At 39.5% G+C, this 22,993-nt stretch carries 25 protein-coding genes; 6 read left to right on the top strand and 19 right to left on the bottom strand.

Annotated elements, in window-relative coordinates; all coding sequences use genetic code 11:
- Positions 1–213 precede the first annotated feature (213 nt).
- The 11 genes from LI954_RS08400 to LI954_RS08450 all read right to left on the bottom strand — a co-directional run bounded on the left by LI954_RS08400 (position 214) and on the right by LI954_RS08450 (position 11,205).
- On the bottom strand, positions 214–864 hold the full coding sequence (locus LI954_RS08400) for a hypothetical protein (RefSeq protein ID WP_229444190.1): 651 nt from the start codon (positions 862–864) through the stop codon (positions 214–216).
- A 332-nt stretch (positions 865–1,196) separates the two neighbouring features.
- Entirely contained in the window at positions 1,197–2,588 is a 1,392-nt protein-coding gene (lpdA, locus tag LI954_RS08405; protein WP_229444193.1) for a dihydrolipoyl dehydrogenase, read from the bottom strand.
- A gap of 12 nt (positions 2,589–2,600) precedes the next feature.
- Complete coding sequence (locus tag LI954_RS08410) at positions 2,601–3,845, bottom strand: dihydrolipoamide acetyltransferase family protein (RefSeq protein ID WP_229444195.1); 1,245 nt, start codon at positions 3,843–3,845, stop codon at positions 2,601–2,603.
- On the bottom strand, positions 3,845–4,828 hold the full coding sequence (locus LI954_RS08415; RefSeq protein ID WP_202067837.1) for an alpha-ketoacid dehydrogenase subunit beta: 984 nt from the start codon (positions 4,826–4,828) through the stop codon (positions 3,845–3,847). The genes LI954_RS08410 and LI954_RS08415 overlap by 1 nt, the downstream gene beginning before the upstream one ends.
- 12 nt (positions 4,829–4,840) lie before the next feature.
- Positions 4,841–5,830: a thiamine pyrophosphate-dependent dehydrogenase E1 component subunit alpha gene (locus tag LI954_RS08420; RefSeq protein ID WP_229444196.1), complete on the bottom strand. Its 990-nt coding sequence runs from the start codon at positions 5,828–5,830 to the stop codon at positions 4,841–4,843.
- A gap of 30 nt (positions 5,831–5,860) precedes the next feature.
- Positions 5,861–6,133: a hypothetical protein gene (locus LI954_RS08425; protein WP_229444198.1), complete on the bottom strand. Its 273-nt coding sequence runs from the start codon at positions 6,131–6,133 to the stop codon at positions 5,861–5,863.
- 12 nt (positions 6,134–6,145) lie between these two features.
- Entirely contained in the window at positions 6,146–6,883 is a 738-nt protein-coding gene (locus LI954_RS08430) for an SDR family NAD(P)-dependent oxidoreductase (RefSeq protein WP_202067854.1), read from the bottom strand.
- A 22-nt stretch (positions 6,884–6,905) separates the two neighbouring features.
- Positions 6,906–7,184: a PTS sugar transporter subunit IIB gene (locus LI954_RS08435; protein WP_202067840.1), complete on the bottom strand. Its 279-nt coding sequence runs from the start codon at positions 7,182–7,184 to the stop codon at positions 6,906–6,908.
- The gene (locus tag LI954_RS08440; protein ID WP_229444199.1) at positions 7,177–8,586 is read right to left on the bottom strand and encodes a PTS galactitol transporter subunit IIC; all 1,410 of its coding nucleotides are present in this window, start codon (positions 8,584–8,586) and stop codon (positions 7,177–7,179) included. The genes LI954_RS08435 and LI954_RS08440 overlap by 8 nt, the downstream gene beginning before the upstream one ends.
- 17 nt (positions 8,587–8,603) lie before the next feature.
- The gene (locus LI954_RS08445; RefSeq protein WP_229441472.1) at positions 8,604–9,068 is read right to left on the bottom strand and encodes a PTS sugar transporter subunit IIA; all 465 of its coding nucleotides are present in this window, start codon (positions 9,066–9,068) and stop codon (positions 8,604–8,606) included.
- A complete protein-coding gene (locus LI954_RS08450) occupies positions 9,049–11,205 on the bottom strand; it encodes a BglG family transcription antiterminator (protein WP_229444201.1) in 2,157 nt (718 codons plus the stop codon). Before LI954_RS08450 ends, LI954_RS08445 begins: the two co-directional genes overlap by 20 nt.
- Before the next feature lie 206 nt (positions 11,206–11,411).
- Between LI954_RS08450 and LI954_RS08455 the strand changes: the two genes are divergently transcribed.
- Positions 11,412–12,440 (top strand): zinc-binding dehydrogenase, encoded by a 1,029-nt coding sequence (locus tag LI954_RS08455; protein WP_229444203.1) that lies wholly within the window; start codon positions 11,412–11,414, stop codon positions 12,438–12,440.
- 412 nt (positions 12,441–12,852) lie between these two features.
- Here the strand turns inward: LI954_RS08455 and LI954_RS08460 are convergent, their stop codons facing one another.
- From LI954_RS08460 to LI954_RS16070, 8 genes are all read right to left on the bottom strand, one after another.
- Positions 12,853–14,379 (bottom strand): zinc ABC transporter substrate-binding protein AdcA, encoded by a 1,527-nt coding sequence (locus LI954_RS08460; RefSeq protein ID WP_229444205.1) that lies wholly within the window; start codon positions 14,377–14,379, stop codon positions 12,853–12,855.
- Positions 14,380–15,297: 918 nt separating this feature from the next.
- Positions 15,298–15,711, bottom strand: coding sequence for a hypothetical protein (locus tag LI954_RS08465; RefSeq protein WP_229441476.1), 414 nt, complete (start codon positions 15,709–15,711; stop codon positions 15,298–15,300).
- 384 nt (positions 15,712–16,095) lie between these two features.
- Positions 16,096–16,428, bottom strand: coding sequence for a hypothetical protein (locus LI954_RS08470; protein ID WP_229444206.1), 333 nt, complete (start codon positions 16,426–16,428; stop codon positions 16,096–16,098).
- A 564-nt stretch (positions 16,429–16,992) separates the two neighbouring features.
- Entirely contained in the window at positions 16,993–17,238 is a 246-nt protein-coding gene (locus tag LI954_RS08475) for a hypothetical protein (RefSeq protein WP_229444207.1), read from the bottom strand.
- 159 nt (positions 17,239–17,397) lie between these two features.
- Positions 17,398–17,550, bottom strand: a complete 153-nt coding sequence (locus LI954_RS08480) for a putative holin-like toxin (RefSeq protein ID WP_229441478.1) — start codon at positions 17,548–17,550, stop codon at positions 17,398–17,400.
- A gap of 386 nt (positions 17,551–17,936) precedes the next feature.
- Positions 17,937–18,779 carry a Cof-type HAD-IIB family hydrolase gene (locus LI954_RS08485; RefSeq protein ID WP_229441479.1) on the bottom strand — a complete coding sequence of 281 codons (843 nt, stop codon included), beginning with the start codon at positions 18,777–18,779 and terminating at the stop codon, positions 17,937–17,939.
- Between the two features lie 26 nt (positions 18,780–18,805).
- The gene (locus tag LI954_RS16335) at positions 18,806–18,961 is read right to left on the bottom strand and encodes a hypothetical protein (protein WP_420705917.1); all 156 of its coding nucleotides are present in this window, start codon (positions 18,959–18,961) and stop codon (positions 18,806–18,808) included.
- A 532-nt stretch (positions 18,962–19,493) separates the two neighbouring features.
- Positions 19,494–19,622, bottom strand: a complete 129-nt coding sequence (locus LI954_RS16070) for a hypothetical protein (RefSeq protein ID WP_267491458.1) — start codon at positions 19,620–19,622, stop codon at positions 19,494–19,496.
- Positions 19,623–19,849: 227 nt separating this feature from the next.
- Between LI954_RS16070 and folB the strand changes: the two genes are divergently transcribed.
- The 5 genes from folB to folP are packed head-to-tail and all read left to right on the top strand — an operon-like array spanning position 19,850 to position 22,638.
- The gene (gene folB / locus LI954_RS08490; RefSeq protein ID WP_202065097.1) at positions 19,850–20,218 is read left to right on the top strand and encodes a dihydroneopterin aldolase; all 369 of its coding nucleotides are present in this window, start codon (positions 19,850–19,852) and stop codon (positions 20,216–20,218) included.
- On the top strand, positions 20,215–20,700 hold the full coding sequence (gene folK, locus LI954_RS08495; RefSeq protein ID WP_229444209.1) for a 2-amino-4-hydroxy-6-hydroxymethyldihydropteridine diphosphokinase: 486 nt from the start codon (positions 20,215–20,217) through the stop codon (positions 20,698–20,700). The genes folB and folK overlap by 4 nt, the downstream gene beginning before the upstream one ends.
- Entirely contained in the window at positions 20,694–21,263 is a 570-nt protein-coding gene (gene folE, locus LI954_RS08500) for a GTP cyclohydrolase I FolE (RefSeq protein WP_229444210.1), read from the top strand. Before folK ends, folE begins: the two co-directional genes overlap by 7 nt.
- A complete protein-coding gene (locus tag LI954_RS08505; RefSeq protein ID WP_202065100.1) occupies positions 21,260–21,853 on the top strand; it encodes a non-canonical purine NTP pyrophosphatase in 594 nt (197 codons plus the stop codon). The genes folE and LI954_RS08505 overlap by 4 nt, the downstream gene beginning before the upstream one ends.
- On the top strand, positions 21,850–22,638 hold the full coding sequence (gene folP, locus LI954_RS08510; protein ID WP_202065102.1) for a dihydropteroate synthase: 789 nt from the start codon (positions 21,850–21,852) through the stop codon (positions 22,636–22,638). Before LI954_RS08505 ends, folP begins: the two co-directional genes overlap by 4 nt.
- The last annotated feature ends 355 nt before the right edge of the window (positions 22,639–22,993 follow it).

Consider the following 22,993-nt stretch of genomic DNA (forward strand, 5'->3'; position numbering starts at 1 on the left):
GCCCGATCCATATTCATTTACTTTCGATTCAAAAAATGATCAGATTGGTTACTCGCAATAGTCTGTCATTCTTTTTTCGGCTCCAACTGCTTCTTTCAACTATATCTCAAAAAAACAACAAGCTTTTTCAGAAGAATTTTGAGATATTTTAAAACGGTATAAAATCGCTTAGCAACAACAGCTGTATTTTTACTATGCCAATAAATAGATAACTTATCGTTGTTCAAGTTCAATTGATACTTCCTCCATTGTGGCAGTATCCAAATAGTTAACTTTCAATATCTTCGCCTCATCATATCTGGGATAATCAAATATAAACTGAGTATATTCTTTTCCGTTTTCTTCAACAAGTGAAGTCTGCGTCAGCGGATAGCTTTCTTCTACGCCATCCATCACTGTAACGATTCGCATGTCATCAAAATAGTTTGTCTCAGTAAATGGTATTTCACTAAGCAGTATAAATGAACTTGGGTAAGCTGTTCCCCGAATACCTGCTGCTTTTTTGCTGTCTGTTGGAAGAAAATCAACGGCCTCAAACGTATTGATTTTTCCCGTGTCAATTGATAATTTCCATGATCCTTCAATTTCTTCTGTTATCATTTGATATTCTCCAGGTTCATCATCATTCGTTTGATAAACTGCTTTTATTCCTGTGATTTCCACTGTTGCATTTTCAAGCTTCGGTACATTCCCGGAATCCGAGTGCAGTTGATAGGTCAATTCCAACAGGTTCGTACTCTTATCAAAATGTGAATTCGGTGTAATTACAGAAAACAAATACAGCTGTTTATCTGTCTCTATCGTCAATCCACTGAAAAAATCTACTAAAATACTGCCATCACCATTTTTAAGTATAAAGTTCATATTATAGAACTCAATGTCTTCATCTGTAAACCTAGAACCTTAACTTTTAACCTATATTGATTAGAGTAAGAAATACAGGAAATGGTTGCACAGAAATGAAAAAGTTTCCATCACACTTCAACCTACATTTTACTAATTAGCTGTTACTTCATTTCTTCCTACTCATTATAACAAGCCGTATAAAAGATTCTTGTAAAGCTAAAAAAAGACTCCCAGATAAGCCTGAGAATCTTCTATTTCTGCCTCTTGTAACTATATGAGCCTTAGACATTTTTTATTCATTTCCGGAGAACTTATATGATCACTAACTATTTTCTGTCAAGTATTGTATGTCATCTATGAATCGGCACCCCTAATCCAACCTCTGCAGCATCCATAATCGTTTCTGAAAGTGTCGGATGTCCATGGATGGTCAGTGCAATATCTTCCAAAGTCAAATAGGATTCAATCGCCAGCGTTACTTCTGCAATCAAATCACTGGCATTTACGCCAACTATTTGAGCTCCCAAAAGCAGCTGAGTTTCAGATTCATACACTAATCGAATAAAGCCTTCTGTGGCATTCAGAGAAAGGGCCCGGCCATTTGCCTGCATGGGAAAAACTGCTGTTTCAGCCTTTATTCCAGCTGCTGCTGCCTCCTCAACAGTCTGGCCGACAGTTGCTGCTTCAGGATCTGTGAAACAAACTGCCGGGATGACACGATAATCTTTTACCACATTTTTCCCTGCAATCACTTCAGCAGCAACTTTACCTTCATAGCTGGCTTTATGTGCCAGAGCCAAGCCCTCGACAATATCACCTATTGCATAAATGTGAGCCACTTCTGTTTGATACCTCTCATTAACAGGAAGCAGTCCGTACCTGTCTGTCTGAAGACCTAGCTTTTCCAGTCCCAGTCCCTCCGTATTTGGTTTTCTTCCGACAGTGACCATAACATAATCACTGATAAGCCTTTCTATTTCCCCTGAATAGTCGATCTCCGTTTCAACTTGATCAGCCTGCAATTCAGCTTGTTTAGCTTTGGCATTTGTGATAATCCTGACGCCTTTTCGCTGAAAGCTCTTTTCAATGATTTGCTGAATATCTGCTTCAAATGATGGTAATAGATGAGGACTTCCCTCCACAATCGTTACGTTTGCACCCAGGTTTGCATAGGCACCTGCCAATTCACAACCTATATATCCACCTCCGACTACAACTAAAGATTCAGGAACTTCTTTTAAGTTTAAGCCGCCAGTCGAATCAATCACTCTCTCAGAAAAAGAAAATCCTGCTATCTCAATCGGACAGCTTCCTGTTGCAATAATTGCCTGCTGAAAGCGAATGGTTTCCTGCCCTGCCGCCGTTGTAACTGAAAGTTCATGGCTTCCTGTAAAAATACCATATCCCTCTATGATGGAAATTTTATTTTTCATCAACAATGCACGAATGCCATTTGTCAATATTTTAACAACTTGCTCATTTTTCCATTTTTGGGTCTTTGCAAAATCAAGTGTTGCTTTATTGACTTTGACTCCTAAAAAGTCAGATTTTTGAGCTTCCTGATAGCGATGTCCTGCTGTAATCAGCGCTTTAGAGGGTATACACCCCACATTTAAGCAGACACCGCCAATATGCTCTGCTTCAACAATTGTTACTTTTTGACCCAGCTGAGCTGCTCGAATTGCTGCGACATAACCGCCTGGTCCGGCACCAAGTACTACTGTTTCTGTTTCTTTTATCATGGATGAGCCTCCTTATAGTAACAGTCCCATTGGATTTTCCAGCAGCTCAACAATTCTGGAAAGAAAGGCTGCTGCAGGCGCACCGTCTGCCGCCCGATGATCAAAGGATAAACTTAGATGGAGCGCAGGTACTTTTATCGGATGTTCGATTCCATCTACACTCCTCATTTCCCAAGCTGCATTCATCCCGCCCACACCTAAAATAGCTGCTTCTGGAACATTAATAATTGGATTGAAGGTCTGAACTTTGGACGCTCCCAGAGAACTAATGGTAAAGGTCCCGCCTTCCATGTCTTCTCCGGTTAATTTTCCATCACGTGCCTTTTGAGTCAGTTCTTTTGTTTGTTTCGTCAATTGTCCCAAGCCTAATTGATGAGCATTTGAAATAACTGGAACGACAAGCCCTTCCGTAACAGCTACAGCTATACCTAACTGCACTGTTTCAAATAGATGAATGCCATCTTCTTTTACATGTGCATTGAATACTGGAAATTCTCTAAGCGCAACCATGGCTGCCTTCATAATAATTTCTGTATAAGAAAGGCGATAGCCCGTCTGATTTTCTATCATTGGCAGCAGCTGCTCTCTCAGCTTAACTGCTGCAGACATATCAACAGCTGCATTCATCGTTACATGCGGTACTGTTTGTTTACTGATCAGCATCCGATCTGCAATAGTTTTGCGCATTCCCTGCCACGGCAAAACTGCTGCTGCCTTCGAAAATCTGCCTGTTCCTGCATACTCTTTTAATGGTTCCGCTTGTACCTGATAGTTCTGTACGTCCAGCGCCTGAATCCGTCCTTTAGGTCCTGAGCCTGTCACATTTTTAAGATCAACCCCTTTTTCTCTGGCCGCTCTGCGGGCTGCCGGAGTGGCACGGATTTTGCTTTCAGTTGGCTGGCTCGTTTCTGATTTCATTGCTTCACTATCAGTTTTTGGTGTGTCTGCAGAAGGCGCTTCCTCTTCAGCCGATCTTTCGCCTCCGCTCACTCTCGGCATCTCCTCCGGTACGCTTTCTCCGGCTTCGCCAATATAGGCAATAACCGCATTGACAGGTGCGCTTTCACCGTCGCCAATATACCTCTTCAGCAACGTACCTTCTTCATACGCTTCCACCTCAATGGCAATTTTATCAGTCATGACTTCAAAAATGGCTTCGCCAATCTCAACGGAATCTCCTTCTTCCTTCAGCCAGACGGTAATCGTTCCTTCAGCCATTGTTGAGCTCAGTTTAGGCATTAATACTTCATGTGCCATCAAACTCCCTCCTTCAATGCACGGCAGGCAGCGACAATATCTTCTACCTGTGGAACAGCCAGTTTTTCCAGCTCCGGATGATAAGGAATAGGCACTTCTTTACCTGCAAGTCGGATAATCGGCGCATCCAGAAAATCAAAGCTCTCACTTTCCGCAATCACACTAGCCAATTCAGCACTAAATCCGCTGCGCTTGACTGCTTCTGTCACTACAACTGCTTTACCGGTTTTTATCACTGAGTCAATAATCGTCTGTTTATCCAAAGGAACCAGCGTGCGCGGATCGATAACTTCTGCTTCAATATTTTCTTTTCCTAATTGTTCCGCTGCTTCTAATGCTTTATGCACCATAATTCCCGTCGCAACAATAGTTATATCTGAACCGCTTCTTTTAATATCCGCTACCCCAATAGGAATTGTATATTTTCCTTCCGGCACATCAGAAGATGTCCGATAGCACAGCTTATGTTCATAAAACATCACCGGATTATCATCTTCAATTGCCGCATGAAGCAGTCCTTTGGCATCATACGCCGTTGCCGGTTGAATCACTTTCAATCCAGGCACGTGAGCCGTCCAGTTTTCCAAACTCTGAGAATGCTGTGCAGCTGCTCCTGTCCCAGAACCGCCGGGGGTCCGCATGACTAATGGAATCTTGGCCTTTCCGCCGTACATATAACGAATTTTAGCTGCCTGATTGACAATTTGGTCCAGTGCAATTGTTACAAAATCTGAAAATTGAATTTCGAAAACTGGACGCATTCCAGTCATCGCAGCACCAACTGATGCTCCTGCAATCACAGATTCCGAGATTGGTGTAGAACGAATGCGCTCTTCGCCAAACTCTTCGACCATCCCTCGACTGACACCAAAGGCACCGCCATATATGCCGATATCTTCTCCCAGCATAAATACATCTTCACTCTCCCGCATTGCTTCAGACAAGGCTTCTCTAACCGCCTCAGCATAGGTTATTTCTCTCATTGGCCTTCCCTCCTAATCCGCATAGACATTTTCATACAATGTATCCAGTGCCGGCATTGGACTTTTTTCAGCAAATACGACGGCTTCTTCAATAGCCTGCTTCGCATGCAGACGGATTGCTTCTGCTTCTTCCTCTGTAAAAATTCCCGATTCAATAAATCGTTCTTTTGCCAGCTGAATCGGGTCTTTATTTTTTCGCCAATCTTCCTCTTCATCTTTTGTTCGATATTTCTTGGCATCCGATTTAGAATGTCCTTTCCACCGATAGGTCAATGCTTCAATCAAGGTTGGCCCTTCTCCTCTGCGGGCTTTCTCAACTGCTTTGCAGGTTGTATTTATCACCTCAATCAGATCGTTGCCGTCAATCGTCACACCTTCCATTCCATAAGCCGTCGCCCGATCAGAAAGATGTTCTACTCGAGTCATCTTTTTCACTGAACCACTCATGCCATATTGATTATTTTCGATGAAAAAAACAACTGGTAAATCCCAGATTGCGGCCAGGTTCAGTGATTCATGAAAGCTTCCCTCATTCGTGGAGCCATCGCCTGCATAAGCCAGAGCAATCGTATCCTGTCCCTTCATTTTACAAGTCAGTGCTGCTCCTGTTGCAATTGGGAAGCCCCCGCCGACAATTCCGTTTGCACCAAGGTTTCCCGTATCCAAATCAGCAATATGCATGGAGCCGCCCTTTCCTTTGTTCGTTCCCGTTGTACGTCCAAAAAGCTCAGCCATCATAGCCTGAATATCTGTTCCCTTGGCAATCGTTTGTCCATGTCCCCGGTGCGTGGCTGTAATCCAATCTGTTTTTCTCAGCACAGCTCCGCTGCCAGCTGCAGTTGCTTCCTGTCCGACTGCCAGATGGGTCGTTCCGTGAATCACTCCTTTAGCAAAAAGCTGATCAACTTTTTCATCAAAAAAACGAATCGTCCACATCGTTTCAAAAATTTCTTTGAGCTGTTCATCTGATAACTGCGCTTCATTTGGTATTGACATATTCATTCTTTTTTTCCTCCTCACCTGATTCATCCGTTAAAGTGCGTTTATTATCTGTTCGCAGCAGGTTTCCATCCCAAACTTTGTAATAAAAGCTGTCCCGTCAATAACCGGGACATCCGTCTGAAAATTCGGCTGACCGATAACAACTATTGCGGAAACCTCCAGATCAAGCTCAGAGACTTTATAAATGCTTTTTCCTGTTACTGCTGCTTCTACATCCTGTTCATTTAAATAATTTTGAATGAACGTTACAGCAAAATTACGTTTATTGTCTGATGTGCCTGCGGCTACTAAAATAGTTTTCATATACACCCTTCCTCAATACGTTCTCCCGCCGTCTGCCAAAATAATTTGTCCATGAATATAGGAACTCTCCGGTCCAGCTAAAAAGAACGCAGCATTTGCGATATCCTCAGGCTGACCAATACGACTGATCGGAATCTTTTTAATCAATTCCTTCCTGCTCAATTCGTCAGGATACAGAATATCTAAAATATCTGTCTGAACCACTCGTGGTGCCACTGCGTTCACATTAACTCCTTTAGGCCCCAGCTCTTTGGAAATCCCTCTCATCAGCCCATGCTGTCCGGCTTTCGAAGAGGCGTAATGTACGCCCCCTCCTGTGCCTGTAATCGCAGATCCGGAAGTAATAAACACAATTTTCCCCTGATTCGTTTGAAAATCTTTATAAAAAGCTTTAATTGTGTAAAAAGAGCCATCCAGATTAATTCTCAGCACCTGCTGCCACTCCTCAATTGAAATATCATCAACTGTATGCCGATAGCTGATTCCCGCATTAACAATAAGAATATCAACCCTGCCAAAGACAGAAACAACTTTATTTCGTACCTTCATCATATCTTCTGCGCTCGATACATCTGCCTGAACAAACAATGAATCGGCATAGTCTATCGAAAATTTCTGAGCAGTCTGTTTTCCTGCTTCAGCATCAAAATCAACAATGACGGTATTAGCTCCTTCCTCAGCAAATCTTTTTGCAATCGCTTTCCCGATTCCTTTTGCAGCACCTGTAACAACCGCCACTTTTCCCTGCATCGTTTTCACTGCTGACACTTCCTCACTTAAGAATCTCGACAATTTTTTGAACATCCTCTTCAATACCTACTCCTGTTAAAAAGGACAGGGCACGAATTACAGGGATATCCTCATTTGTGTATGCTGTTGTGGTAACAACCAAATCCGCGTTCCCAACTTTTGAAGGAAGCTCAGCGACCTTGCATTGTTCAACGATTGCCGGAATATTGTTCTTCTCCAGTTCTTCCTTCACTCTCATGCTGACCACTGTAGATGTTGCCACGCCTGTACCGCAGGCAATTAATACATGCTTCTTATTCATTTTCTTCTACCTCCAGATTTTCTATAGCTGCTTCATTCGGTTTATCCAGTCCGAATTGTTTCTTAATATCATTTCTGGTCCAGTACCACAGACCTCCATATAAAAGCAGACCGATAACACCTGCCATAAAGGCCGGAATATTTGAAGGATCAATCAGCTTCAGCATAATCCAAAGAGTCAAGTGGCTGCTCATGTCAATACCGGAAATCATTGTTGCACCTTCCGGAAAAGAGAATCCGACCGCATGAGCCATTATCGTTGTCAACTCTCCCAGATTTGTAGCAATAAACAAAACCAGACAAATAGACACAATCGAATTCAGCAGACCTCGGAAGATGTTCCCTTTAGAGGCCGCAATTGACCAGATGATCGTAAACGGCAGTACAGCTAAATCGGCAAATGGCAATAAACGGTTGTACGGTAACACCGCTGCCAGAAAAATAGTAATTGGAACCATCAGTAAAGCAACAGTAATAATTGCCGGGTGCGCAGTAACAACCGCTGCATCTAAACCGATATAGACTTCTTTTCCCGGGAAGCGTTTTTGTATAAATGTTTTAGCTGCTTCTGCAATTGGAGAAAGACCTTCCATCAACAATGCAACCATTCTCGGCATCAAAATCATAACAGCAGACATTTGAATCCCCAGTTGAATAATAGCCTGTGAATCATAGCCTGCTAAAAAGCCCATCCCAATCCCAAGTATCAGACCGATCATCATGGGTTCACCAAAAATTCCTAGTCTGTTTTTTAAATTATCTGCATTAATATCAATTTTATTAATTCCCGGAACTTTATCCCAAACCTTATTCAATGCGTATGTCACCGGCGCAAAATTGACAGTTTCCCCATGAGGCAGAGAAATCCCCGGCAGTCCGAAAAAGTGCTCTACAGCTGGTGCTGTCCAATCCGCAAGCTTAAAGACAACAAATGCATTGATCAGTGCACAGACAATTGCAATCCAGATTGAATCTGTCGCATAATAAATCATGGCTCCCGGAAAGATCAGATGCCAGTAATTCCAGAGGTCAACATCCATCGTTTTTGTCTGATTAAATCGCAGCAGCACAATATTAAAAATGAAGATCACCGGAATCAGCAGTACTGCAATCGGTGTGGCAAATGTGATTGCCGCCCCAATCGGCCAGCCGACATCCAGAATATCCAAATTCAGCCCCAGCCGTTCAATCATTGCCTGTGAAGCAAGCCCCACAGAATCTGAAAGAAGTCCGATTACCAGATTCAATCCTGTAAACCCAATACCAACAGTTAACCCTGCTCTAAAAGATTTGCTTAATGACTGTCCCAAAATAAGTCCGAAAATAGTTAAAATGATCGGCAGCATCGCTGTGGCACCCAAATCCAGTACATAGTTTACAGCAGATTTGATAATTTCTAACATACTCAATTCATCTCCTTCTAATTGACTGTCTGTAATAGTTTTTCAATCTCCGCAACATTCTCACCTGACTTCAACAACTGTAAATTTTCTTCATCCTGGCAAAGTGCAATCAAACGCTGCAGCATAACAACCTGCTTTTTCGGATCTTTGATGGCAAGCATGAAAACCAGCTCCACTTCCACATATTCCTGTGTACTTGCCATAATTTCAAAAGAAATCGGCTGATTAAGTACTCCGACCAAAAAGCCTTCTTTTTTCACATGAACACAATCCGTATGAGGAATCGCCACACTGATTCCTTTCGTCGGCAGTCCTGTAGGAAAGTGCTTTTCCCGTTCAACAACTGCTTCAAAATAACTTTCTTTTACAAACTCATACTCAAACAGCACCTGACTCATCGCCTCCAACAGCTTCTCTTTTTCTGTTTCATTGAACATACAATACATAAATTTTTGCTTATCATCACATAGTATTTTTTTCATTTGAAAACCCCATCACTTTATCTTCCATATTTTTCAATTCAATCAGTACTTCTTCCGGCTGCTCACAAGCATCCATTCTTAAAATGAATGTTTCTGTTGCCAAAATTTCTGTAAAATAATATAAACAGGTTCCAATCGTTTTCCCTTCCGGAATACTGAGAGCGATTACATATTTTACCGGATCATTTTGCTTATGATTAAATCTGACTGGCTCCTTTAGCCGAAGAAAGCTGGCTCCGATTTGAATCGCTCCATTTGCTGCTTCACCATGAGGAATGGCAACGCCCGGAGAAATAACGATGTAGGAGTCATGTTCCTCAATCATCTGGATCATACTTTCAATGTATCTCTGCTCTATCAGCTGATCTTCCAGCAAAATCTTTCCAGCTAATTCAACAGCTTCCCGCCAGTCTCCGGCTGACTTGTCCAAAACCACTCGATCTATCGTAAGTACATCAGACAATCGACTGATTTCTTTTGTTTCTACTCTTCTTTTACGTTGATTTAGACGATACAGTTCTTCCAACTCGCTGACAAATTTTTGATGGTACTCTTCTTCAACATATTTTTCGATAATCGGCAAACAGCTTTGAAGCAGCTGTCTGTCTTTTAATGGGAGTGCATTATATTCTGCTTCCTGGGGTGTAAACCGATAGATAACTTTTTGAATAGCAACAATATCATCCTCTGTCAGCAGAGGGTTGACTAACAGCACAGGTGATTTGTCAAATTGAAGAGGGACTGTGGTGATAATTAAATCCTGATTTTCCGGCTGGATTTTTTGCAGTATATGAGAAGAATCCACTGAAACGATATCTATTTGCGGAAATGCCTTTTTAAGCTTAATCTCTATCAGCTGGGCTGTTCCTCTGCCGGAATTACAGATCACTCTCACACGAATTGTCTCTTTAAAAAAAGTATTATTGATATTATTTTCTAAAATTGCCATAACATACATCACAATAAATGAAATTTCATCCTGGGTAATCTCTGTTTCCAAAAATTCTTCAATCGGCTTGACGTGTTTTTTTACCAGTGGAAAAATATCCGCGTACGCCTGATAAACTTCCTCAAACAAACCATTTTTCACATTACTTTTCAATTTAATTCGATAAATAAGCAGCTTTAAATGGTTTTCCAGCAAATCAAATAAATCACTATTCAAATAGTATTTAATATTCAAGTCCTTCGACAAATTAAAAATAAATTCATTGATCAGTATCTGCGTTTCAATTGAATCAATTTTTCTGCTGTTGTTTTTGATATAACTTTTACTTCTCAAAATGGAAATCAGATAGCTTCGTTCGTCTTCTGAAATAGCCAGGGAATACATTTCCTTCAGCTTCTCTGCAATTGCTTCAGCAAAGGATGATTTCGAACTCTCCTTTACATCTGACAACTCTTCGGCATTTTGAATAGTAAATCCCAAAGAAAGGCGTTCAACTATGATCAGCAGATAGCAGACAACCTCCTGATAAGAGAAATCCGAAAGCTGAAGTCCCTGGTCCTTCTCACTTTCCAACAGCATTTGGGCAATTTCCTGATATCGGGTATCTTTATCAATGATATCCAGCAACAGGTTTTGAAAGATATTGTTCTCAAAGCCAAGCGCATAATCATAATCATTGTCAAACAGACCATTGAAAATAATCAGCTTCATCATGGCATGGCGGATTTTAGCTTCATTCCCCTGCACCTTGTAACCTTTGCCGACATAGGAATGCAATACTAGTCCATTTCGTTTAAACCAGATTTTCAATTCTTCAATATCGCTCACCAGCGTATTTCTGCTGACCAAAACATATTCTGACAAATAATAAGTCGTTATATAGTCACAACTCGTTACCAGCAGCATAGCAAGAATCGTTCGCCGCTCATCCTGTGACAGATGATAGTTTTGAAACGAAGCATAGGTCTTTAGCAATTCCTGCAAATCCACTTCATCTGCCATTTGGAGATAGCCATCCTCATCGAAAATAATCTTTATCTGATTACTTTTTTCCAGATAATAATTAATTTCTTTAATATCATTTCGTATGGTTTGATCGGAAACTTTAAATAATTCTGCATAGTTGTGAAGTGTTTCTTTCTTCTCGTGTAAAGCATCTAATATAATCTTGTTAATCCTTCTATTCATCCCTCTCACCTCTACACGCTCATTATATTTCATTCACATTTTTTCACAAGCACAATCCCTTTGGAATCGCTATCAAAAGAATTGTGACAGTGATAATCTTGAAGAAAAAATTTTTCCATGATAAGCTTTTATCATCTAATAAAACACCCTTCTCTATCTATTAAAATAACACCCACCTCGAATATCCAGAAGGGAGTCCATAAAAAATGAAAGCCTTAAGAAAAACTGCTGAAGGATATGGAAACATGGAATATATCACTGTTAATGAGCCTTATCCAAAAAAAGATGAACTAAAAATCCGTGTACTGCTTACAGGTATCTGCGGTTCAGATATTCATGCATTCAAAGGAGAATATAACAAAAAGATACCACTGACATTAGGTCATGAATTCGTTGGTGAAGTGACAGAAGTCGGAAGTGATGTCAGGAAATTCAACCCCGAAGATATCGTAGTCAGTGAGACTACATATGAAGTTTGTGAAAAATGCCGCTACTGTTATGAACAGGACTATAACTTGTGCAGCCGGCGCAAAGGTTTGGGTACTCAGGTAGATGGAAGCTTCGCTGAATACATTATTGTTAAAGCCGACCGTTGTCATCAGGTGCCCAAAGCGGTCAACCTCTACTCAGCTGCAATGCTGGAACCGCTCGCCTGCTGTATGCATGCGGTCAAAGAAAAAACAGTTGTTTATTCTGAAGAAAAAATTGCCGTCTTCGGTCCCGGCCCAATCGGAATCATTCTTTCACTGGTTTTGAAATCATTAGGTGCAGAGGTGATTTTGATCGGAATCAATCAAGACGAAAAAAGGCTGCAAATTGCTCACGAACTTGGTATTCCTCATATAATCAACAGTCAAAATCAGCCTCTTGAAGATTCTATCATGAGCCTGACTGAAGACTATGGAGCAGATCAGGTCTTCGAGTGTTCTGGAAATATTCATGCTCTTCATCAGGCAATGGAAATTGTTAAAAAGAAAGGCCGGATCATTCAAGAAGGACTTTTCGCCGAGAATATGAATCCCATTAGTATGGACCTTCTTATTCACAAAGAAATTGAATTGATCGGCTCTCGAACTCAGAAGCCCAGCTCCTGGCAGCTCGCTGTTCAATGGCTGGAACAAGAACAGAACGATCTGACTCCGCTCGTTTCAAAAATAACAGCGCTGGAAAACTGGGAAGAAGCATTCCACTGGACTATGAGCGGAGAAGCGTTAAAAGTTTTGATGGTACCATAATCTAAAAAAAAATTTTTTGCGTTGATTTTGATTTCTCTCTGCCTCTACAATATGTGATGATTACCGTCAGCAGTCGTTTTCTCTTCTGTTTATCACTGACAGATTTCCAAAAGAAATCATGGGAGAGGAAAAAGAATAGCTGTCGGCAAGCAATAATAAATAAACTTCCCCTTGTAATAATAATGCCAAACAGCTCTCTATAAATCCTTGATTCACAGTTCCTCCTCTTGCATTTATGGACACATCAAAAAAGGTCGGTACAAACACTCATGTGGGCGACAGCCCTCATGAGTGTTTGTCACAACCTCTTTTAACCAAACTTTTTTTATTCTTTTAATCTCTGCAACTTCTGCAGAAATTCGTATGTCTTCTCAAAATTCCAACAGTATCTTGCTGAATTCCTAATCTGCGATCAATGTGCCAGCATTTCCTGTGCAATTTCTTTTCCGCTTAAATCAGCTGAATAGTAAGTCGGCCAGTTTTCCAATTCTGACGATAAAGCCTCCTGACTTTCATTTCCAAAATAAATATGGAAATGTTCTGCCTTAGTCGGTTCAATGGCGTGATCACTAAACTGAACATATCGGAATGCTCCATTGTCCTGGTCAAGTGCTTCGAAGCAGTAGCGCACGCCTCGATTTCCACCTTTGTAGCTCAATACTTCATAACCCGCATACTTATATTCAGAAGAAAAATGTTCACCTTTTGAATTGATGAATGTCATCTTGTTATTTGTAATCTCAATTTTTTCAATATCTGTCGCATAACCGGCTTCATAATATGCTTTGTATTCCTCTGCAGTCTTATCCTTATTAATTTTTGCTTTATAGTCAAAAACCTGATCAAAGGTTCCATCTGATACAAATGGATAAACAGACTGCCAGCTTCCAGACCAGTCTGACAATGGGCGATCTTTTATTTGACTGTCTTCAAAATAACCATTGTAAACTGTTTTTTCTTTTTTAGCAGATACAGAATCCAGTGCTGAATTTTCACCTGTTATTGTTTTACTTAGTGCTTCCAGATTATCTGCCATAACAGAGATATAGTCTTCTCCATTTTCAATTTGTTCATTCGTCAAGCCTTCAAGGGGATTTAATACCAGCAGCTCAACACCCGCTTCTTCAGCCAGCGTACGTGCGATAGAGTCGGTTGCATTTGCCTCAAAATAAATGTACTGAATATCATTTTCTGTTACAAAATCTTTCAGCTCAGCCAGTCTGGTCGCTGAGGGCTCTTCACTTGGAGACAATCCGGAAATCGGAACCTGTGTCAGTCCGTATTCTACGGCCAAATAACCGAAAGCTGCATGTTGTGTAACAAAGCTCTTTTGGCTGGCAGCTCCCAGAGTATCCTTGTAAGAATGATCTAAGTCAGTCAGTCTTTTCAAATACGCTTCTGTATTTTCAGTAAAGATTGCTTCTCTCTCCGGATAAATTTCAATCAACTGGTCCCGAATTTCTTTCACCTCTTCTATTGCCAGACTAGGTGCCAGCCAGACATGAGGATCCAACTCATGTGAATGTCCGTCTTCTTCAGAGTGATCATGATCTTCTTCCTCTCCCCCTGAAAGCAGCAGCATATTTTCAGTTGCTTTAATAACATGAACATCCCCGTCATTAAAGGTTGTTTCCATTGACGGCACCCAGAATTCCATATTTTCATTGTTATAAACAAAGACGTCTGCATCCTGTAATTTTTTCAAATCTTTGGCAGAGGGCTCATAATCATGTGCTTCTGTTCCAGCAGGTACAAGCATATCGACAGTTCCTTCATTCCCAACAATATTTTTCGTAAACTCGTACATCGGATAAAAACTCGTCAGAATGTTTAATTCTTTCTGTTCCTCTTCAGAAGAGCCTTTCCCATTTACTGAGCAGGCACTCATAAATCCAGCTAAAAATAAAATAGATAATCCCAAAATAAGCTTGCGTTTCATTTGTACACTCCTTCATATCTTACGTTTTATTTGCACAAAGCGTAATGATTACGTTTTGCTCCGTTGGATAGTAGCAAACTAGAAAAAGGTTGTCAACTATTTATATGCTGATTTCTAAATAATTAGGTGATAAATTCTTTTTCAAAACTGATTCTGAATAAAAAAGAAGGTAAAAATAAAACGTTTCTCAAATGAAAACATACTATGTCACAATCCTGATCTTTACCTTAAATAATACTATTTTCTAACTTTTCTAGTTGAGTTTCTCTCCGCATTATTTTTCTTTCTCCCCTTCTTAGCAAAGTCTTTGTTTTTAGTTGATATCCACTAGCCAATCAAATTATACTATCAACTATTGATCCTTTTGAAGAAGTATCATTTTTTCCTTATTCTCTTGAATGTTTTTTATAGTGAAAATAACTGTAAACACAACTGCTATAAATAGTATTCTTAGAGCTAAATCAAATAAATTCATTTCTTGCTCCTTTCAATTTCATTCTTTTTGAGATACTCTTCAATTAACAGCTGATAATCTTTCCCAAGTACATTTTGAGTTATGCTTTTTCTGTAGAACCTTTTAAAATCTTCTCGTGTATAAACGGCCATAAGCTGCTGTATATTTCCATCAGAAATCACGCTTTCCTTTTTTCTTCTAGAATTTCAGTCCACATAGCTTGTTTCATTTGAACTCATTCTATTATTATTCCAGATCACGCTACTGTCCCATTGATCATCTTCAGTTACTGATTATATAAACTAAATTTTTGAGCAATAGGCTGTCAACTCCTGCATCTCAGAATAAAATGGAAAAGATTTATTAAGTACCAAACCTATTGTAATATCTTTTACTTCAGACTATCTATATCCTAAATAAAAAAAACGCCCTAAATTATCATAGAGCGTGTTTTTCATAGTCATTTAATAATCAATATTCTCAATTGCTTCCCTAATTTCTTTAAGTGTTGCGGCATCAGGATCAACATCAGTATTCCAGCTTTCACCAGTTTCCCGGACTGATCCTTCCCCATTTAAGAAACCACCATTCGGCATAACAAGAAAGGTAGCTTGTTCTCCCAGCTGGTTGTAGTAATCTGTGTACCAAACATCTTTACCATATATTTTAGCCTCTTCAACAGCAGCTAAAATGGTTGCATTTGTTTCAGATTCTACTTTGACTTCTTGTACTTCCTGCACTTCCTCTACTTCAACAATTCCTGAATTTGTTGATATCTCATCAGCAAAGAACGCATATCTACTTAAAAAAAACGTCAAACTAATTGAAGCAATTAGACCCGCTAAAAAAAGTATTCTTTTAATGAGTTTTCCTTTCATGCTAGTCCCTCCATCTTTATTTTTTGAAACCAATATATTTTTTACCAATTACAAACTAAATAGTAGGATCCACTAACTGGATATTTTGAGTAATAAGCCATCAAACCTGATCTAGTTTTGCAATAGTATTGATACCCTGGGTAAATAGCATACTCCCCCATACCATTTCCCCCATAAAGATAGGTCATTTTTGCTTGATCCTGATCTCCAATTAGAGCAGAATCACGAAAAGTTTGCCATAATAAGTATTCTCCGGTACCAGAAGCAGCATAAAAATAATATCCTGAAAAAATCCATCCACTACCACTAAAACTATTTGATCTGTAAGAAGCATTAGCTTTTAATTCATAAACATAGTTAGGGGTATCCGGTCCTCTCAGCAAACTATTTTTTTTGTTTTGGTACTAATTTTGAAGGATCATCTTTGAATTCTTCAACTGTTATTGCCTGTGGATCAGTATCACTATTAACTACTGTTACAATGTTAGAATCAATACTAGGACGCATCTCTACCTCACCATGAATAACCGCTCCGTCGGACAGCATAACAATAGAATCTGAATCTTCCAGTCCATAAGTAACGATTTCAACATCATTCGTAGGTATTTCGGTGGGAGCTGGTTCTTTATAGTTAGCTGCTTCCACACTTTCTACAAATGAAACACTAACGATTAAGCTGAAACCAAACATTAATAGTCCAATAATTCTCTTTTTCATGATATAATTTCCCTTCATTTTTTTACATTTTGATTATATCATAAAAACGTGTCAATAAGTATGGATAATTTTAAATAAAAATATCTTTTCTAATTTACATAGCTAAAAAAATGCAAATAAAATATATATCTCCTAATACTACATAATTGATCTTTTTTTAGAAACCGAACTATTTTCAGCTTCAGGAATTTTTACCGTTCATCTATAGAAAAAATATCCTGGTAAATCCTCAGCTACTGCAGGAGAATTTTTGCTAGGAATTCGAACTATCCTTTTTGAATCTGATTCAGCTGCCGGCTCCAGTTACTGACTATTTTTAAGATAATCATTAAGTAACTTTTGAATGTCTTTATACCTGCTACTATTTTTTTGTAGTATCTTAATTTTTGCAAATTCAGGTTGAGCATTTGCAAAAAATTCTTCTTTAAGTATAGCTGTACCCTGTTCATCATACTCAAACCTGTAAGAAACATCGGGAATTCCTTCTAAAGTAAAAAAGCCGATTTCTGTTCTGATACTGTTCCGTATTCTACAGCGTACACGATATCCGTAAATTTTTTCCAATTACTTATATTTTTTATAAAGAACACCAGCTTTGTTTAACATCAATTTAGTTATAAAATTTTCCAACTTTATTTCTGTTCCGAATTTGTTCGTATCCGGAATTAGAACTATTGACTCTTTGTTGTCTTCAATAGCTGCTATCTGATAAAATTGATTATCAACCTCCAGGAGTACTTCAGAGATATCTAAATAACTGAAGTCTACTTGCAATATTATTAACAGATCTGTCGCTATCAATTCTTTCACTACTTTCTTTCGATGATATAAAAAGTAGTTTCAGATACGAAATTGTGCTATAATATCAATGAAAAAGGAGATATGCTCTAACATATCCCCTTTAACGTAGAACCACTTAAGACGGCAGCATGGTTTTTGTTAAAAAGATAACCGTAAACTCGCTAAAGTTTAACGACGGTTATTTTTTTTGTCATTTTTAAGCAGATTGACAATCAGATTGACTAAAACAATAACAAGCATGCTAAAGCTGAATAGTAACTGGATTGTCTCTAATGCTGACAAAAGGCGTTCTCCTTTCCTAGAATTAGCACTTACTTTCATAAGCACCACCTCCTCAAGAAGTAGCCACCGTCACAAACTTTCCTACCGCATTATTATAACATAGTTTCGAGCTATCATTATTCAATCCACACCCTCTAATTCTTATTAAACTTCCCCATTATATTCTGCAAAATACAAGATACCCTATCTTTTTACACGGTATGTTTTCAGCTCTGATAAGGTTTCTTCCTCTATCAGTGCAGGGGAAATAACGTACAAATCATCACTGATTTTTTCAACTGTTGAATGCATTCCTATCTCAAAAAATCCAGCTGAAAAAACTCCAGTTCGAACAGCACTACTGAACCAGTTTTTACAGAAACTTTTTATGAGCACATTGGGTACAAAGTACTTGGAGGGTTACTTGGAACGAATTTCTGTACAACTCATTTTGTTCCCAGAACATACTTTTGCAAAGCCTTTGATACGCCATTTTCATTATTGCTGAAGGTTTTAATATCCGCAGCCTCCTGAACTTCAATAGGAGCATTTGCCATTGAAACTCCCAGTCCTGCGAGCTTTAGCATTGGGATATCATTAAAGTTATCGCCAATTGCCATTGTTTCCTCCAAATCAACCTGATAATACGACGCCAACTCCAGTAAAGCTCTCTCTTTTGAGACATCGCAATGTGTCACCTCTAAATAATTTTCCTTTGAAAGGTAGAAGGAACTGCTTTCCAATTTCAATGCCTGACAATACGCTTGCAGACGCTCAATTTCCTGCGGTGTTCCAATCAACAAAAGTTTATGAACAGGCATCTCTGCACTCAACATCAGCAGCTGCACATTTTTTTCAATTGGTGTTTCCTTTGTTATACCTGCTTCAATCTCAGCCCATCTTGTGTATTTATCGACATACCAGTCCTCTCCGGAATACAAGTTAATCGTAATCTCCGGAAACCTATCTTTAATGATATCAACAATCACACCCACCTCTGTCTTATTCATCTCATGACTGAGAATAGGCTGATGGGATTCGCTATCCGCTTCTTTCAAAACCAATGCGCCATTATAGCAGGCAAGCGGACTTGTCCTGATACCCAACTCTTCTGCCAATGAATACATTCCTTTGGGTGAACGTGCAGAAGCCAGAATAAAAGGAACCTTTTGCTCTTTTAACTGTTCCAGCGTTTCCTTTAATCCATCATCCACTCTATGTGCAGAGTCCAAAATTGTACCATCAATATCACTCATAACCAGCTTTATATTGCTACCGCCTGTTCCCATTATCGTCACCCTCTAATAAATAATTTCTAACCCGGAAGTAATGAGAGACAGCGTTGATCCTTCCAGTTTCTATCTGTTATAAAATAATCAAAATCACTCAGCTTTCCAAAGGAATATGCCGTTGTCTTTTCAAGCTTGCTATTTTCTGCAAGAAAGATTTTATCTTGGGCTTTCTTTAACACCGTTTTTTTAAGTATACACCTCCCAGATCGTCAGAACTGATAATACTGTTTTCCAGTCCCGCAGCTCCAAAAAACACTGTATCAAAAGTAATTTCATTCAACAATACAGCTTCATTTACTGCATAATAAAATCTGTTTTTAAAATAAAGCTTTCCACCCGGCGAATGTAAATAAATAGTCCGCTCACTAGAAACGTACACAACAACCCGTTTTTTTATGCCCTGTTAACAACTTACCCACAGCTTATCAGCAAGTATATATTTAGAAAATATTTTTGCTTAGATTTTTTACCGAATACACAAGAAAACGTTTTGAATTTAACAGCAGACCATGCTCATCTAGGAAAGCAATCACTGTAAAAAAAACACCTTCCATCGTTTGGAAAGTGCTGCTTGTTACTTGTATGCTGTTAAAAGCGGCTATAATCAGCCTATCAGTTCCATATCAAAAATTTTCATTTTTTTTCAATTGCGAAGCAAATTATTAAGAATAGGTTCGCTGCTTCACCTTATAACTTAAACAAATATTCAGCTTACTTATTAAAAATTTTCGGACCTTTTCGCATATTCTTGCGGTCATTCTTTGGCGTCTCCATCTGTTTTGCTCTGCCGCCGCCCTGCTTCTTCTTTATAATTTCCAGCATTTTCTCTTTTGTATTCATTTTCTGCACCACCTTTGTCAATCAAACTTCACTCTCTATCGAGTAAGAAAACATCAGTTGATTATGACATAAAAATGGAAAGTTCGCAAAGTAAATTTTGAAATTCTTTAACAATACATAAAAGCCAGGCAAACACCCTCCTTACTTTTTATCAAAAAAACCTTGGCTCTCATTTCACCTTCATTCCTTCTCATATGATATAATCGAGCAAAAAGGAGGGACAGGAAATGGATAAGATTCGAATCAATAACTTAAAATTTTATGCCAAAAATGGGGTACTGCCTGAAGAACGGGTGTTAGGCCAGCAACTGGAATTCGATGTTGAGCTGAGACTTTCTTTGAGTAAAGCCGGACATAGTGATGATGTGGCTGATACAGTCAATTACGCTGAAGTAAATGAGAAGATTGCCTCTCGGGTAAATAATTCTTCTTACGATTTAATGGAAGCCCTAGTTTCAGCAATTTTAGATGATATTGAAGCAGGTTATGGAACACAATTAGATAGTGCTATGGTTCGTGTCCGTAAATACAGTGTCCCAATGCCCGGTGTTTTTGATAATATCGAGATTGAAATGGAAAGAAGGTTTAGTGTTTGAGTATCGTTTTTATAGCTTTAGGCAGCAATCTTGGAGATAGATTGGCGAATCTAAAAAATGCCCGTCAGGCACTGGCAGAACATCCCCGCATTACCGTCATGGATTCTTCTCAGATTTATGAAACAGAGCCTTACGGCAATGTAGATCAGGATGATTTTTTGAATGCAGCAGTTAAGATTGAAACAGATTTATCACCGCAGGAATTGTTGGCTTGTATCCAGCAGATCGAAGCAGATTTAGGGCGTAAACGGCTGATTCACTGGGGACCGCGTACCATTGATCTGGATATTTTATTATTTGATAATTTGCAGATTCAGGCAGAGAATTTAACCATTCCTCATGCTGAACTGACAAAGCGTTCTTTTGTATTGGTTCCGCTCAAAGATATTTATAATCAAAAAATTTTTGGAAAAGATTTGGTCGAGTGGATAAATATCAGCGGGAATGCAGAGAAAGTGAGAGGAAGTGACTTGGAATGGTAAATGATAAGCAGCAGGCAATCATCGAAAAAGCTGTCCGCGACATCTTGGGAGCGGTAGGCGAAGATCCGGATCGTCCAGGTTTAAAAGAAACACCTGCTCGTGTAGCCCGGATGTATCAGGAAATTTTCAGCGGATTAACTGAACCGGAATTTTCCGACTACAAGCTGTTTGACAGCCGCAATCAGGAGGACATGGTTCTGGTCAAAGACATTCATTTTTACTCCATGTGCGAGCATCATCTGCTGCCGTTTTTTGGAAAGGTTCATATTGCCTATATTCCCTATGGACAAAAAGTACTTGGACTGAGCAAACTGCCCCGACTGGTAGATTATTGCGCCAAACGTCCAAGTGTTCAAGAAGATTTAACCGTGATGATTGCTGAAAATTTGGAGAAACATATCCCGGTAAAAGGAATCGCAGTTGCAATTGAAGCGGAGCATATGTGTATGGCAATGCGTGGCGTTAAGTCTCCCAACAGTTTGACGAAAACATTTCATTATCGTGGCATTTTCAAAGAAGAACTGGAAGCTAAGCATGATTTCCTGCGGGCAATCGAAAAATGAACATCATTTATGCAACACATAATCAGGGAAAAGCTTCCGAATTGAGACAGGCTTTACGGCTTTTTCAGCTGGAAGAAAAAATACATTTATTCTCTTTAGAAGATATTGGGGATACGCATGTTCCTCTGGAAGAAACAGGAGCAACCTACCTTGAAAATGCCCGTTTGAAGGCCCGCAGCTATGCTCAGTACCTTGATCTGCCTGTCCTGGCAGACGACGGCGGTCTTGAACTATCTGCTTTTCCGGATATTTTAGGCGTTAAAACGCAGCGCTTTTTTACCAGTAATGATCCCGCTCAACAAAATATTGAGCTCTTGAATTTATTTACCGACAAGCCTGATATTTCCAGAAAATGTACGCTGCACGCTTGCTTAGTCTATCACGATGAGGCAGAAGAAGTTTTTTCCGAGGCAGAAATATCAGGAGAAATCACAACACCGCGCGGAGATGACGGTTACGGCTTTGATTCCATCATTTTTTTACCAAAAAAACAGAAAACCTTTGCCCAACTTCCACAGGAAGAACGTCTCTTGATGAGTCCCCGGGTACAGGCATTTCAAAAATTACTGGAAATGGAGGTTTTTAAATGACTGATTTTTCACGTCCTTTTCAAATCATGGGTATTCTGAACACCACACCGGATTCTTTTTCAGATGGCGGGCTTTACCATAAAAAAGAGACCGCCTTGGAGCACGCACAGGAGATGATCGCAACTGGTGTGGATATTATCGATATCGGCGGTCAGTCTACCCGCCCGAACTATCAGGAAGTTCCAGCCGAGATTGAGCTTGAACGAGTCATTCCCCTAGTTGAAGCAATCCGCAAAGAAACAGAGCTTCCCATTTCAATCGATACGTATTTTCCCGAAGTGGCTAAAGCAGCGGTCATTGCCGGTGCAACAATCATTAATGACGTACGTGGTCTGGATACTCCGGGAATGGTCGAAGTTGCAGCGGCTTTTTCAGAAATCGGGCTGATAATCATGCATTCACGTCCACGCAGACCTGTATCACTTCAAGAGGATATTCAGGATTTCTATCAGGAAAAATTTGAATTGTGTCAAAAACATGGAATTGTAGAGAATCGTATCTGTTTTGATCCGGGACTTGGTTTTGATAAAACACCAGAAGAAAATCAGCAAATTCTGAGAAATCCCGCTGCTTTCCGCTTTCAGAATTTTCCTTTACTGTACGGTATCTCCCGAAAAAGAACAATCGGTGCATTAACCGGTGAAAAAAATCCGGCTGATCGGGATTTCGGTTCTGTTGCCGCCTCTCTATTCGCAGCCAATCAGGGAGTGGAAATTGTGCGTGTTCACAACGTCAAAGGAATGAAACAAAGTTTTGATGTTTGGAAAGCGCTTAAACTTGAATAATTAAGTTTTCTCCAGGATTGAGTGGCAGCTCCTATTCCATACTTTATTAGAAAGCTGCAGGAAGGTTCACTTGTTGAACAGTCCTGCAGCTCTATTTGGTCTATCTAGTTTTCTTCTGCTTGCTGTTTCAGAATAATAAAAATAATTGTTACAATAGCCGCTGCAGCAAAAAGTACACTCACTTAATAAGCCAATTGTCGCGCCAAATATGAAAAAGCTCCCATTTTTCCACTGAGCTAATCATGGTCAGAAAAAAATGAATCTGCAACTTTATTTCAGAAATGAGCACAGATGATACTTTTACTACTGCCTAAAATCTACTATTCTCTCAGCTTTTTTATATAAGATTTTTTGC

This window comes from Enterococcus sp. CWB-B31 (assembly GCF_020567645.1).
Classification (GTDB): Bacteria; Bacillota; Bacilli; order Lactobacillales; family Enterococcaceae; genus Enterococcus_L.

Bases quoted from the DNA above. Each gene is read 5' to 3' on its own strand.
- LI954_RS08480 (WP_229441478.1), bottom strand. From the start codon at position 17,550: ATGAAAGTAAGTGCTAATTCTAGGAAAGGAGAACGCCTTTTGTCAGCA.
- LI954_RS08400 (WP_229444190.1), bottom strand. From the start codon at position 864: ATGAACTTTATACTTAAAAATGGTGATGGCAGTATTTTAGTAGATTTT.
- folB (WP_202065097.1), top strand. From the start codon at position 19,850: ATGGATAAGATTCGAATCAATAACTTAAAATTTTATGCCAAAAATGGG.
- LI954_RS08425 (WP_229444198.1), bottom strand. From the start codon at position 6,133: ATGAAAACTATTTTAGTAGCCGCAGGCACATCAGACAATAAACGTAAT.
- LI954_RS08445 (WP_229441472.1), bottom strand. From the start codon at position 9,068: ATGAAAAAAATACTATGTGATGATAAGCAAAAATTTATGTATTGTATG.
- LI954_RS08450 (WP_229444201.1), bottom strand. From the start codon at position 11,205: ATGAATAGAAGGATTAACAAGATTATATTAGATGCTTTACACGAGAAG.
- LI954_RS08505 (WP_202065100.1), top strand. From the start codon at position 21,260: ATGAACATCATTTATGCAACACATAATCAGGGAAAAGCTTCCGAATTG.
- LI954_RS16070 (WP_267491458.1), bottom strand. From the start codon at position 19,622: ATGAATACAAAAGAGAAAATGCTGGAAATTATAAAGAAGAAGCAGGGC.
- LI954_RS08435 (WP_202067840.1), bottom strand. From the start codon at position 7,184: ATGAATAAGAAGCATGTATTAATTGCCTGCGGTACAGGCGTGGCAACA.
- LI954_RS08420 (WP_229444196.1), bottom strand. From the start codon at position 5,830: ATGAATATGTCAATACCAAATGAAGCGCAGTTATCAGATGAACAGCTC.
- LI954_RS08430 (WP_202067854.1), bottom strand. From the start codon at position 6,883: ATGCAGGGAAAAGTGGCGGTTGTTACAGGTGCTGCAAAAGGAATCGGG.
- LI954_RS08455 (WP_229444203.1), top strand. From the start codon at position 11,412: ATGAAAGCCTTAAGAAAAACTGCTGAAGGATATGGAAACATGGAATAT.
- LI954_RS08470 (WP_229444206.1), bottom strand. From the start codon at position 16,428: ATGAAAAAGAGAATTATTGGACTATTAATGTTTGGTTTCAGCTTAATC.
- LI954_RS08465 (WP_229441476.1), bottom strand. From the start codon at position 15,711: ATGAAAGGAAAACTCATTAAAAGAATACTTTTTTTAGCGGGTCTAATT.
- LI954_RS08460 (WP_229444205.1), bottom strand. From the start codon at position 14,379: ATGAAACGCAAGCTTATTTTGGGATTATCTATTTTATTTTTAGCTGGA.
- folE (WP_229444210.1), top strand. From the start codon at position 20,694: ATGGTAAATGATAAGCAGCAGGCAATCATCGAAAAAGCTGTCCGCGAC.
- lpdA (WP_229444193.1), bottom strand. From the start codon at position 2,588: ATGATAAAAGAAACAGAAACAGTAGTACTTGGTGCCGGACCAGGCGGT.
- LI954_RS08415 (WP_202067837.1), bottom strand. From the start codon at position 4,828: ATGAGAGAAATAACCTATGCTGAGGCGGTTAGAGAAGCCTTGTCTGAA.
- LI954_RS08485 (WP_229441479.1), bottom strand. From the start codon at position 18,779: ATGGGAACAGGCGGTAGCAATATAAAGCTGGTTATGAGTGATATTGAT.
- LI954_RS08410 (WP_229444195.1), bottom strand. From the start codon at position 3,845: ATGGCACATGAAGTATTAATGCCTAAACTGAGCTCAACAATGGCTGAA.
- LI954_RS08440 (WP_229444199.1), bottom strand. From the start codon at position 8,586: ATGTTAGAAATTATCAAATCTGCTGTAAACTATGTACTGGATTTGGGT.
- folP (WP_202065102.1), top strand. From the start codon at position 21,850: ATGACTGATTTTTCACGTCCTTTTCAAATCATGGGTATTCTGAACACC.